The 11,308-nt window shown below is 70.6% G+C and carries 12 protein-coding genes; 11 read left to right on the plus strand and 1 reads right to left on the minus strand.

Features of this window, described 5'->3' with window-relative positions; genetic code table 11:
- Positions 1-123: 123 nt before the first annotated feature.
- The 3 genes from ACYQ8Q_RS29495 to ACYQ8Q_RS29505 all read left to right on the plus strand — a co-directional run bounded on the left by ACYQ8Q_RS29495 (position 124) and on the right by ACYQ8Q_RS29505 (position 2,336).
- Positions 124-1,335, plus strand: a complete 1,212-nt coding sequence (locus ACYQ8Q_RS29495) for an FAD-dependent monooxygenase (RefSeq protein ID WP_460068969.1) — start codon at positions 124-126, stop codon at positions 1,333-1,335.
- A 334-nt stretch (positions 1,336-1,669) separates the two neighbouring features.
- Positions 1,670-1,951, plus strand: coding sequence for a hypothetical protein (locus ACYQ8Q_RS29500; protein WP_460068972.1), 282 nt, complete (start codon positions 1,670-1,672; stop codon positions 1,949-1,951).
- A complete protein-coding gene (locus ACYQ8Q_RS29505) occupies positions 1,929-2,336 on the plus strand; it encodes a hypothetical protein (protein ID WP_460068975.1) in 408 nt (135 codons plus the stop codon). Before ACYQ8Q_RS29500 ends, ACYQ8Q_RS29505 begins: the two co-directional genes overlap by 23 nt.
- A 91-nt stretch (positions 2,337-2,427) precedes the next feature.
- Here the strand turns inward: ACYQ8Q_RS29505 and ACYQ8Q_RS29510 are convergent, their stop codons facing one another.
- Entirely contained in the window at positions 2,428-4,128 is a 1,701-nt protein-coding gene (locus tag ACYQ8Q_RS29510; protein WP_460068977.1) for a chitinase, read from the minus strand.
- 241 nt (positions 4,129-4,369) lie between these two features.
- Here ACYQ8Q_RS29510 and ACYQ8Q_RS29515 point away from each other — a divergent pair, with 241 nt between their 5' ends.
- The 8 genes from ACYQ8Q_RS29515 (at position 4,370) to ACYQ8Q_RS29550 (ending at position 11,307) form a co-directional block, all read left to right on the plus strand.
- Positions 4,370-5,236 carry a hypothetical protein gene (locus tag ACYQ8Q_RS29515; RefSeq protein WP_460068979.1) on the plus strand — a complete coding sequence of 289 codons (867 nt, stop codon included), beginning with the start codon at positions 4,370-4,372 and terminating at the stop codon, positions 5,234-5,236.
- A gap of 138 nt (positions 5,237-5,374) precedes the next feature.
- Complete coding sequence (cpaB, locus tag ACYQ8Q_RS29520; protein WP_460068981.1) at positions 5,375-6,082, plus strand: Flp pilus assembly protein CpaB; 708 nt, start codon at positions 5,375-5,377, stop codon at positions 6,080-6,082.
- Positions 6,083-6,095: 13 nt separating this feature from the next.
- Positions 6,096-7,349, plus strand: coding sequence for an AAA family ATPase (locus tag ACYQ8Q_RS29525; protein WP_460068983.1), 1,254 nt, complete (start codon positions 6,096-6,098; stop codon positions 7,347-7,349).
- Between the two features lie 5 nt (positions 7,350-7,354).
- The gene (locus ACYQ8Q_RS29530; RefSeq protein WP_358999634.1) at positions 7,355-7,741 is read left to right on the plus strand and encodes a TadE family protein; all 387 of its coding nucleotides are present in this window, start codon (positions 7,355-7,357) and stop codon (positions 7,739-7,741) included.
- Between the two features lies 1 nt (position 7,742).
- Positions 7,743-8,099, plus strand: coding sequence for a TadE/TadG family type IV pilus assembly protein (locus ACYQ8Q_RS29535; protein WP_460068986.1), 357 nt, complete (start codon positions 7,743-7,745; stop codon positions 8,097-8,099).
- A gap of 17 nt (positions 8,100-8,116) precedes the next feature.
- On the plus strand, positions 8,117-9,454 hold the full coding sequence (locus ACYQ8Q_RS29540; protein ID WP_460068989.1) for a CpaF family protein: 1,338 nt from the start codon (positions 8,117-8,119) through the stop codon (positions 9,452-9,454).
- 5 nt (positions 9,455-9,459) lie between these two features.
- A complete protein-coding gene (locus ACYQ8Q_RS29545; RefSeq protein WP_460068992.1) occupies positions 9,460-10,404 on the plus strand; it encodes a type II secretion system F family protein in 945 nt (314 codons plus the stop codon).
- A 15-nt stretch (positions 10,405-10,419) separates the two neighbouring features.
- A complete protein-coding gene (locus ACYQ8Q_RS29550; RefSeq protein WP_460068994.1) occupies positions 10,420-11,307 on the plus strand; it encodes a DUF5936 domain-containing protein in 888 nt (295 codons plus the stop codon).
- Position 11,308 lies beyond the last annotated feature (1 nt).

Here is an 11,308-nt window from a genome sequence, read left to right on the forward strand (position 1 = left end):
AGTGGAGATCCGATCTCCACTTGCCTTTCCTGTGCTGGAGAGATCCGTGAGCACCGGCGTGCCGTCGTGACCTCACACCCCTCCAAGAGCTCGCCCTCCCAAAGGAATGAAGGAAGGACCGCCATGAACAAGCCGCGCGCCCTCGTCGTGGGCATGGGTATCGGGGGCCTGGCCACGGCCCTGCGCCTGCACGACATCGGCTGGGAGACCCTGCTCGTCGAACGCGCTCCCCAGCGTCGTCCCGCCGGATACTTCGTCGGACTGTTCGGCACCGGCCAGGCCGCCGCACAGCGGCTGGGCGTGCTCGACGCCATCGGAAACAGGACCACTCCGGAGAACAGCGCGACGTACGACATCGACCGGGCGGGCCGCCGCCGGCCGACTCTGGGATACGGCGACCTGCCCGGCAATCCCCGCCTGCTGCTCAGGGGTGACATCGAGTCCGCCCTCTACGATTCCACCGAGCCCGTCACCGAGATCCGCTACGGCACGACACCGGTGACCGTCGAAGAGCACCCCGACGGCGTGGACGTCACACTGCGCACCACCTCGGGAGAGAACACCACCGAGACCACGGAGCGGTTCGACCTCGTCGTGGGCACCGACGGCCTGCGCTCCACGGTGCGCCAGCTGGTCTTCGGCCCCCACACCGACTACTTCAAGCCGTTCAACCACATCATCGCCGCCACGGTCCTCAAGGAACCCGTGCCCGGCTTCGGGCTGACCGACGGCATCGTCCTGCCGGAACCCGGCCGCGCCGCCTGGGTCTTCCCCTTCTCCGACCACCGGCCGGGACTGCTGTTCTCCTACCGCACCGACGACGAGGACGCGGAGTTCACCCGCCCGCCCATCGAGTCACTGCGCCGCGCCTTCGGCCCCGAACCGACCGGGCCGATACTGGAGCACCTCCTCCAGCAGTGGGAGCAGGCCGACGACTACCTCTTCGACTCCGCCCACCAGGTGGTGATGCCCAGCTGGCACACCGACCGCGTCGTCCTCCTCGGCGACGCCGCCTGGTGCCTGACGCTGTACAGCGGCATGGGCGCCTCCAGCGCCATCTCCGGCGCGGACCTGCTCGGCACCCTGCTGCAGCGCAGCCCGGGCAACGTCGCCCGCGCACTGCGTGAATGGGATCAGAAGATGCGGCCCTTCATCACCAGCACGCAGGAGCACGCCCGCAGGGAACTGGTGCAGTTCGTCCCTCAGAACCGCCGGGACATGCTCGCCCGAGCCATCACCTCGCCGCTGGTGGGCAGGCCGATGGGCAAGCGCCTGATGAGGAGCCTGCTCGCCACCCCGTTCAAGAACAAGTCCCTCGACCCCGCCGCGGCCTGATCCGCCGACCGCGAAGCACCCGGATACCCTCCCGGCCGGAGCATCCGGGTGCGGGGCGTCCACCCGCTGGGCACGGCCATCGGCCCTACGGGCTGATTCCTGCGAACTCGCTCGACTCCTGTTTTCCCTCGGTGCCCGTAGCGTTGGGTGAAGCGGGCGATGGTCACTGAACTCGGTGCACGGACCAAGGGACCGCGCAGGGCAGACACCCCGGCGTCGGGCTCAGCGGATGGCTGCTGTCCGGCGCCCCCTACCTCGGTGCCGTCACCGGCCCCGCCGCCGGGCTGGTCTTCCTCGCCCTCGCTATCGGCGGTCCCCGCTCGCCGAGTCCCAGGTGTCCGCTCAGGCGCTGTTCACGGCCGACTGGACGCAGATGCTGACCTGGGTCGTGCTCCTTTTGGAGATCGGCCACCTCGACCTGACGATGCTTCCCGCGGCGGTCGCCGCCCCGTCGTACGCGGACATCTCCCCGCAGGACACCGGCATCAGTGACTCCGACTGGTCGCTGGTCGGGCAGATCGGCAGCTACAACAACGCGTACATGGAGTACGTGGACAACCAGGGTGAGGTCACGCTGGTGTTCACCGGCGGCAATGTCCCCAACCCGCTACAGTGATTCGATCGCGGATGGCACCGTCGCGCAGATCGACAATGCCGGCTACAGCGCCTCTTCGGCCTGCAACCCTTACACCGACGTGGTGGATGTGACCACCGAGGCTCCGTCGTCGGTCACGAGTCCGCTCGTGTCCACCTACGGCAACAAGATCAACATCGTGGCAGGGGACCCTCAGGCGTCGTCGCTCGCCACCGGTGGAACGAGTGTCTCCGAGAAGAAGCACGCCCCTGAGAAGCACGCCCTGAAGAAGCACGTCAAGGGCAAGAAGCCGACCGTGAAGAAGCGGGCGCAGAAGAAGCACGCGCCCGCAAAGCGCTTCAAGAACGCGACCCCCGCGCCCGGAAAGGTGCACGAGGTTCGCTTCCATCTGCCCAGGAAGAAGTGACGCGTTCGCTCCAGCGCCCCGGCCGGGACCGCGGCCGGGGCGTCCAGCTTCTGCAGATGTCCGCCTTACCGTTTCAACTCATCGCCTGGCCTCACGGCAGCGCGTGCACATGCGCCCCCACCGCCGACGACCACGCGTTGCCCGCGGACGCGTCCCAGTTGGTGGACCAGGTCATCGCGCCGCGGAGGTCCGGGTAGGTCCTGGAGGGTTTGAAGGAGCCGCAGCCGGTGCCCTTCGCGAGGCAGTCCAGGGCGTTGTTCACCACGGACGGTGAGACATAGCCGCTGCCCGCGCCGCTGGGGGAGGCGGGGAGGCCCAGGCCGACCTGGGACGGGGCGAGGCCGCCCTCCAGCTGGATGCAGGCCAGGGCCGTCAGGAAGTCCACCGAGCCCTGGCTGTACACCTTGCCGTCGCAGCCCAGCATGGAACCGCTGTTGTAGTACTGCATGTTGACGACCGTGAGGATGTCCTTCACGTTCAGCGCGGTCTGGAAGTACGCGTTGGACGTGGACTGCATGTCGATCGTCTGGGGCGCCATCGTCAGGACGAGGGAGGAGCCCGCCTTCGAGGAGAGCGACCGCAGCGCCTGGCTCATGTACGTGGCGTTCAGACCGTTCTCCAGGTCGATGTCGACGCCGTCGAAGCCGTACGTCTGCATCAGCGAGTAGACCGAGTTCGCGAAGTTCGCCGCGGACGTCGCGTCGCTCACCGACACCGTGCCGTTCTGCCCGCCGACCGAGACGATCACCTTCTTGCCGGCCGCCTGCTTCGCCTTGATGTCGGCCTTGAACTGGTCGACCGTGTAGCCGCCGAGACCGGCGGAGTCGAGGCTGAAGGTCACCGCGCCCGGTGTCGTCGTCGCGTCGGCGAAGGCCACCGCGATGATGTCGTACGCGGCCGGTACGTCCGAGATGCGCTGGACCGTCGCGCCGTTGTTGAAGTTTTGCCAGTAGCCGGTCACCGCGTGCTTGGGGAGCGAGCCGCCGGGCGTCCCGGTCGCCGTCGTCGTGCCCGTCACCGCCGCCGACTTCGGTGACTCGCCCGCCGTGTTCGTCGCCGTCACCTGGAAGCTGTACGACGTCGAGGCCGCGAGCCCGGTCACGGTCGCCGAGGCGCCGGTCACGGAGGCGACCTTCGTGCCCGCCCGGTAGACGTTGTAGCCGGTCGCGTTCGAGACGCCGGACCAGGAGAGGGAGACCGTGGAGGAGGTCGTGCCGGAGACCGTCACGGCCGTCGGGGCGGCGGGGATCGTGGGGGCCGGGTCGCCGCCTCCGCCGCCGTCGGGGCCGTAGACCGAGAGGTCGTCCGCGTAGTAGGGCTGCTGGCCGTACCAGCCGTGGGTGTAGACCGTCACGGACGTGGTCGCCGCGCCGGTGGTGAAGGTGGTCTGGAGCTGTTTCCAGGCAGTCGTGTCCGGGGTCCAGGTGGACACGTCCGTCGTGCCCGTGCCCGTCACGCCCAGGTAGGTGTAGCCGCCCTGCACCCACGCGCCGAGCGTGTAGGTGGAGTTGGGCTTCACCGCCACCGTCTGGCTGCACCGGGCGTTGTCCTGGCCGGCCGGGGTCGCCTTCAGGGCGGCCGCGCCGCCGTGCACCGGCGAGGACACCGTCGTACCGCTGCCGGCCGAACAGGACCAGTTGGCCAGGCCGGACTCGAAGCCGGCGTTCTTCGCGTTGTTGAGGTCCGCGGCGGACGCCTGAGCCGCGCCCGCCAGGGACAGCGCGAGGGCGGCGGTGACCGCCCCCGACCAGATCCTCGTCCAGATCCTCGTCACTCGTTTATGTGGGGACATGACAACACGTTGGTCCAGACCAATTCGCTTGTCAAGAGATCCGCTTGTGGAGGGTCCGTGTGCGCAACCTGCCCCGGTTTGCCGTGACTTGCGCGAAGAACAGTTCCTTACCAGCTACGGAAAGCTGTTCTCCGGCCACAAGCGCGTGGTTACAGTGCTGACGTAGTCACGCAATGAAGTCACCTCGGTGCGCCGGAGTAACTCCCGGTGGACCGGGGCCGCGGGAATCGGGGAGCTGCGCGTGCCAACTGCCGTTGCCGTGACCGGCGCCGACCTGGCGCTGCCGCCGCAGGACGAGCGGACCCTGCCCGCCGTCGTGCTCGCCGACCTGGACCGGCAGCCGCTGGAACAGGCCCTGGACGCCGTACAACTCCTCGTCGAGCAGCACGGACACCTCGTCGTCGTGTACTCACGGGCCGTCCCGCCCGCCGTGGAACAGCGGCTGCACACCATCCGCTCGCTCCTGGAGAGCGACCGCATCGCGCTGTACCGGCCCGACCTGCCGCCCCTCGGCGTCGCCGTCCTCGCCCGTCAGCTGCGCCAGCTCGCCTCCTGCGACCTCGGGCCGGGCGTGCTCGCCTCGGCGGGCCGGCTGCTCACCCACTACATCCACGCGGGCGCGCTCCTCGGCTCCGTCGCCCGGCTCGACCGGGTCCCGGTCGTCGGGCTGAAGTCGCACGCCCGGTCCTGGGTCCCGGGCAGCCAGTTCGGCGTGCTCGCCCATCCGCAGCCGGAGCTGGTCAAGGCCGCCCCCGACGTCACCCTCCCTGGACCCGAGTTCGGGACCTGGATGCTCGTCGGCCGCGGTCAGCTCCAGTCCGACTGGGTCACCGGCACCCTCGCCCCCGCCTGGAAGGCCCAGGGCCTCAGGGAGACCGAGGCCCCCGCCGAGTCCGCCGACTGGTGGGGCACCCCCAAGCTGATCGAGTTCTGCGCCTATCTGCCCGACCTGTCGGTCCTCTACCAGCTCGTCGCCTCGGTCCGGCAGGGCGTCTGCCACTGGTGCGGGATCGACGTCATCGGCGACCGCTGCGTCTTCTGCTCCGCCACCCCGCCGCCCGCCGCCGAACTCACCGCCCGCCCCGTCCGCGCCCTCACCACCGGCTGAGACACCGGCTGAGACACCGGTTGAGACACCGGTTGAGACCCCGGACAGCACCGAACAGCACCGAACAGCACCGAACAGCACCAACGCACCGACCACCGTTCCCGCTCGACCCGACCCCCAACGAGGTTGCACGGTTCCATGAACTCCCGTCAGCGCCGCGGCGTGATTCTCCTGCTCCTGTCGGTGTTGTGCGCCCTCGGTGCCTTCGCCGGCGTCCTCTCCGTCATCGACGACGTGAACTCCAAGGTCGGCCCCGAGGTCACCGCCTACGAGCTGCGGTCCGACATCGCGCCGTACACGGCTCTGGAGGAGAGCCAGTTCAAGAAGATCGAGATGCCGAAGCGCTGGCTGTCGGAGAACGCCGTCACCGACCTCGCCGCGATCCACGAGAAGATCGCCGTGACGACCCTGAAGAAGGGCTCGCTGCTCCAGAGCGACATGATCGTCGACCAGCCCGCCCTCCAGCCGGGGCAGCAGGAGGTCGCCATCATGGTCGACGCGGCGACCGGCGTCGCGGGCAAGATCAGGCCCGGCTCCTCGGTCAACGTGTACGCCACCTTCGAGGGCGCCCGCGACTCCGACCCCGACCAGTCGAAGATCATCGTCACCAACGCGCGCGTCCTCGACGTCGGCAAGATCACCGCCCTCGACCCCGACCGCAACGACCGCGACAGCTCCGCCACCGACGCGGTCCCCATCACCTTCGCGCTGTCGACCCTGGACGCCCAGCGCATCACGTACGCCGAGTCCTTCGCCAAGCGCGTCCGCCTCGCCCTCGTGGCCCCCGGCGGCGCCACCACGATCCCCGACCAGGACCGTACGTACGAACTCGTCACGGACAAGTGAGAGGCCGCCGCCCATGCCCACGAGGATCCTCCCGGCCGTCGGCGACGCGGACGCGGTCCGCTCCCTCACCACCCTGCTCAGCCAGCTCCCGGACGCCGAACCCGTCACCCCGGTCGCCGACTCCACCCAGCTCGTCGACACCCTCGCCCGTCTCGCCGCCGAATCCGTCGACGAACTCCCCGAGGTGGTGATCGTCCACGAACGCATCGGCCCCGTCCCGGCGCTGGAGCTGGTCCGCGAGGTCGCCCTGCGCTTCCCGGCGGTCGGCGTCATCCTCGTCACCACCGACGCCGGCCCCGGCCTCTTCCAGGCCGCCATGGACTCCGGCGCCCGAGGAGTCGTCACGCTCCCCCTCGGCTACGAGGAGCTGGCCCACCGCGTCCAGTCCGTCGCCCAGTGGTCCGTGGGCGTACGACGCCATCTCGGCCACGGCGGCGAGGTGTTCCCCGGCGTCGGCGGCACCGTCGTCACCGTCAGCGGCGCCAAGGGCGGAGTGGGAGCCACCCTCACCGCCGTCCAGCTCGCCCTCGCCGCCCAGGCCTCCGGCCGGCCCACCGCGCTCGTCGACCTCGACCTCCAGACCGGCGACGTCGCCTCCTACCTGGACGTCCAGTTCCGCCGCTCGGTCGTCGACCTCGCCGCCATCACCGACCTCTCGCCCCGCATCCTCGCCGAGGCCGTCTTCCGCCACGACTCCGGGCTGGCCCTCCTGCTCGCCCCCGCCGAGGGCGAACGCGGCGAGGAGGTCACCGACCGCGCCGTCCGCCAGATCGTCGGCGCCCTGCGCTCCCGCTACGAGGTGGTGATCGTCGACTGCGGCGCCCAGCTCAGCGGCGCCGGAGCCGCCGCCGTCGAGATGGCCGACCGCGCCCTGCTCGTCACCACCCCGGACGTGGTCGCCGTCCGCGGTGCCAAACGCACCGTCCGCATGTGGGACCGGCTCCAGGTCCGCAAGGCCGAGGAGACGACCGTCGTCGTCAACCGGCACACCCGCGGTACGGAGATCCAGCCCCCGCTCATCCAGAAGATCACCGGCACGGCCGTCGCCGCCACCGCGGTCCCCGCCAACTTCCGCGAACTCCAGGCGGCCGTCGACGCCGGACGCGTCCACGCCCTCGACGGCAAGGGCACCGTCCGCCAGGCCCTGTGGGCGCTCGCCGCCGAACTGGGCCTGGTCAAGGCGCCGGAGACGGCCCTCGTACGGCGGGGCGGACGCGCCCGGGGCGCGGACCGGGGCGGCGGCGGCTTCCGGCGGCGGAAGGAGTGAGCGCCATGACCGGGCGAGGCGTACGCGACCGCGGCCAGGTCACCGTCGAGTTCCTCGGCATGACCCCGCTGATCATCGTGACCCTGGTGGTGATGTGGCAGTGCGTGCTGGTGGGGTACACGTTCACGCTCGCGGGGAATGCTGCCGACGAGGCGGTGCGGGCGGGCACGGCGGCGCACCCGGGGGAGCGCGAGGGGGCCTGCCAGGAGGCGGGCCTGGACAAGCTGGGGGACGCGTGGAGGGGGAACGCCGACGTGGACTGCGGCACCGGCGGCGGCTATGTGACCGCCGACGTCTCCCTGCGCGTCCCCGTCCTGTTCCCGGGCACCATCGACTTCCCGTTCACGGTGCACGGCCACGCGGGCGCCGTCGAGGAAGAGGACGGCGACTGAGATGCCGTACACGGCGCGCCGGCGCGGCGACCGGGGCCAGGTCGCCCTGGAGTACCTCGGTTTCCTGCCGCTCCTGCTGCTGGTCGCGCTGGGCGGCGTCCAGCTCGGGCTCTTCGCGTACGCCGCCCAGCAGGCCGGCACGGCGGCCCGCACCGGGGCCCGCAGCGCCTCCCTCGACCAGGACTTCGCGGGGGACTGCGCACGGGCGGTCAGCAGCTGGCTGAAGGTGGGGTGCACGAAGGCCGATCTGGGTGACGAGGTGCAGGTCACCGCCACCGTCACCATCCCCTCCGTCATCCCCGGCATCAACAGCTTCGGCACCGCCCGCAAGACGGCCACGATGCCGGTCGACCACTGAAGGAAGGCGGCACCGCCATGAGCCTGCGGGCACGCATCAGCTCCCCGGAGGAGGGCTCCGGGCGCGGCGAGGACGGCCACCTGGTCTCCTCGTACCGGGCCAAGCTCCTGGAGGAGATCGACCTCGCCGAGATGAGCTCGCTCGCGGCGGCCGAACGCCGGGCCCGGCTGGAGCGCGTCCTCGGGCACATCATCAGCCGCGAGGGCCCCGTGCTGTCCACGGGCGAGCGCTCCCAGCTGATCCGGCGGGTGGTCGACGAGGCCCTCGGCCTCGGCATCCTGGAGCCGCTCCTCGAGGACGCCTCGATCACCGAGATCATGGTGAACGGCCCCGACGCGATCTTCGTCGAGCGGGCCGGGCGGGTGGAACAACTCCCGTTGCGGTTCGCCTCGAACGACCAGCTCATGCAGACCATCGAACGCATCGTCTCCACGGTCAACCGCCGCGTCGACGAGACGAACCCGATGGTCGACGCCCGCCTCCCGTCCGGCGAACGCGTCAACGTGATCATCCCGCCGCTCTCCCTGACCGGGCCGATCCTCACCATCCGCCGCTTCCCGCGCTCCTTCACCCTCAACGAGCTGATCGGCTTCGGCTCCCTCGACGAACCGATGCTCTATCTGCTCGCCGGGCTGGTGCAGGCCAAGTTCAACGTGATCGTCTCCGGCGCCACCGGCACCGGCAAGACCACCCTGCTCAACGCCCTCTCCGGACTGATCCCGGAGGGCGAGCGGATCATCACCATCGAGGACTCGGCCGAACTCCAGCTCCAGCAGTCCCATGTCATCCGGCTGGAGTCCCGGCCGCCGAACGTCGAGGGCAACGGCCGGATCACCATCCGCGACCTGGTGCGCAACTCGCTGCGGATGCGCCCCGACCGGATCGTGGTCGGTGAGGTCCGCGGCGGCGAGTCCCTCGACATGCTCCAGGCGATGTCCACCGGCCACGACGGCTCGCTCGCCACCGTCCACGCCAACAGCGCCGAGGACGCGCTGATGCGGCTCCAGACCCTGGCCTCCATGTCCGACGTGGAGATCCCCTTCGTCGCGCTGCACGACCAGATCAACAGCGCGGTGGACGTGATCGTGCAGCTCACCCGGTTCGCGGACGGCGCCCGCCGGATCACCGAGATAGCGGTCCTCGACAGCCATGGCTCGGAGGCCTTCCGGCTGGCCACCGTCGCCCGCTTCGACGCCCGACCCATGACCGCCGACGGCCGCGTCCACGGCGCCTTCGTGTACTTCCCCCTCCCGCGCCGCACCGCCGACCGCCTCTACATGGCGAGCCAGCCGATCCCCCAGGCGTTCGGGGTCGCCCGCGACGCACTCGAACTCACGACCAGGGAAGCCCGGTAGCAGCGATGACCCTCGACACCCTCATCACCCTCACCACCGGTGTGACCCTCCTGACCTGCGCCCTGGCGGTCGTGGGCGTGCACGTCTACGCCAAGGGCCACGCCCAGCGCGCCGCCCTCGTGGAGCGCCTGTCCTACACCGGCCAGGCCCCCCTGGGCGGCCGCCGGCGCCGCTTCCGCGACCTGGACCGGCGGCTGCGCCGCACCAGGACCGGCCGCAGGCTGGAACTGAAACTCGTGGCCACCGGTCTGGACGTCACCCCCGGCGAGTTCCTCGTCTACCTGCTCGCCACCGTGGCCGGCCTCTGGCTGGTCGGCCAGGCCGTCCTGGCCCCCTTCTTCGGCCCGCTCGCCGGACTCCTCGGCCTCTGGGCGGCCCTGCAGTTCCTCAACTGGCAGCGCCAGAAACGCATCGAGAAGTTCATCAACCAACTCCCCGAACTGGCCCGCATCCTGGCCAACGCCACCCACGCCGGCCTCGCCCTGCGCACCGCCATCGGCATGGCCGCGGAGGAGCTGGAGGCCCCGGCCGGCGAGGAACTCGGCAAGGTGGCCGACCAGTTGGCCATCGGCCACTCCATCGACGACGCCCTCGGTGAACTCGCCGACCGCCTCCCCTCCCGCGAACTCGTCGTCCTCGTCACCACCCTGGTCCTCTCCAACCGGGCCGGCGGCCAGGTCGTCGGCGCCCTGCGCAACCTCACCGAGACCCTGGAGGAACGCAAGGAGACCCGGCGCGAGGTCCGCACCCAGCTCTCCCAGGTCAACATGACCTCGTACGCCGTCCCGGTGCTCGGCGTCGGCGCCCTGTTCCTCATGGACGGCGTCAACGACGGCACCCTCGACCGGATGACGTCCTCCGCCGTCGGCCAGGCCTGTGTGATCGTCGCCTTCGGCCTGTACGCCGTCGGCTTCGTCCTCATCCGCCGTATGTCCCGCATCGACGTCTGAGGAGGGACGCAGACCGTGGAACTCCTGCTCGCCCTCGCCATGGGCCTCGCCGTCTGGGGGATCTTCGCCGGGATCCGGATGTACCGGGCCGAGGTGAAACTCCCCAGCGACCTCGTCCTCGCCCTGGAGGTCGGCGCCACCCGCACCAGCGCCGTCGGCTCCCTCGTCGACCGCATGGGCATGCGGTACGCGCCCGCCGTCCTGCGGCTGATGGGCCCCAAGCAGGTCGCCCGCTACCGCCGCCGCATCGACCTCGCGGGCAACCCCGGGGGCCTGACGATCGACCGGTACGCGGCCCGCCGCGCCGTCTACGGCGCGATCGGCGGCGTCGGCGCCCTGGCCGCCCTCCTCCAGGGCAGCTTCTTCATCGCCCTGCTCATGCTGGCCTTCGCCGCCTTCTGGTCCGAGGTCGGCATCTGGTCGGCGATCCGGGTCCGCAAGGACGCCATCGAACGCACCCTGCCCGACTTCCTCGACGTCCTCGCCGTCGTCGTCAGCGCCGGCCTCGGCTTCCGCCAGGCCCTCGACCGGGTCGCCTCCAAGTACGAGGGCCCCTGGGCGGACGAGATCCGCATCACGCTCCGCCAGATGGACCTCGGCATGAGCCGCCGCGAGGCCTTCGAGGAACTCCGCCGCCGCAACGACTCCGAGCAGGTCGCCATGTTCGTCACCGCCCTCCAGCAGGGCGAGGAGCTCGGCGCGCCGATCGTCGACACGCTCGTCGCCATCGCCAAGGACATGCGCCGCACGGACGCCCAGAACGCCCGCCGCAAGGCGGCCCGCGCGGTCCCCAAGGCCACGCTGATGATCACCACGTTCATGGTCCCGGCGACGATGCTCCTCCTCGGCGCGGGCATGCTGCTGGGCTCCGGTACCGACTTCAGCTCGATCACGGGGGAGTAGG

Source organism: Streptomyces sp. YKOK-I1 (assembly GCF_054660435.1).

Coding starts and splice junctions, on each gene's coding strand:
- ACYQ8Q_RS29495 (WP_460068969.1), top strand. CDS start 124: ATGAACAAGCCGCGCGCCCTCGTCGTGGGCATGGGTATCGGGGGCCTG.
- ACYQ8Q_RS29505 (WP_460068975.1), top strand. CDS start 1,929: ATGTCCCCAACCCGCTACAGTGATTCGATCGCGGATGGCACCGTCGCG.
- ACYQ8Q_RS29510 (WP_460068977.1), bottom strand. CDS start 4,128: ATGTCCCCACATAAACGAGTGACGAGGATCTGGACGAGGATCTGGTCG.
- cpaB (WP_460068981.1), top strand. CDS start 5,375: ATGAACTCCCGTCAGCGCCGCGGCGTGATTCTCCTGCTCCTGTCGGTG.
- ACYQ8Q_RS29525 (WP_460068983.1), top strand. CDS start 6,096: ATGCCCACGAGGATCCTCCCGGCCGTCGGCGACGCGGACGCGGTCCGC.
- ACYQ8Q_RS29530 (WP_358999634.1), top strand. CDS start 7,355: ATGACCGGGCGAGGCGTACGCGACCGCGGCCAGGTCACCGTCGAGTTC.
- ACYQ8Q_RS29535 (WP_460068986.1), top strand. CDS start 7,743: ATGCCGTACACGGCGCGCCGGCGCGGCGACCGGGGCCAGGTCGCCCTG.
- ACYQ8Q_RS29540 (WP_460068989.1), top strand. CDS start 8,117: ATGAGCCTGCGGGCACGCATCAGCTCCCCGGAGGAGGGCTCCGGGCGC.
- ACYQ8Q_RS29545 (WP_460068992.1), top strand. CDS start 9,460: ATGACCCTCGACACCCTCATCACCCTCACCACCGGTGTGACCCTCCTG.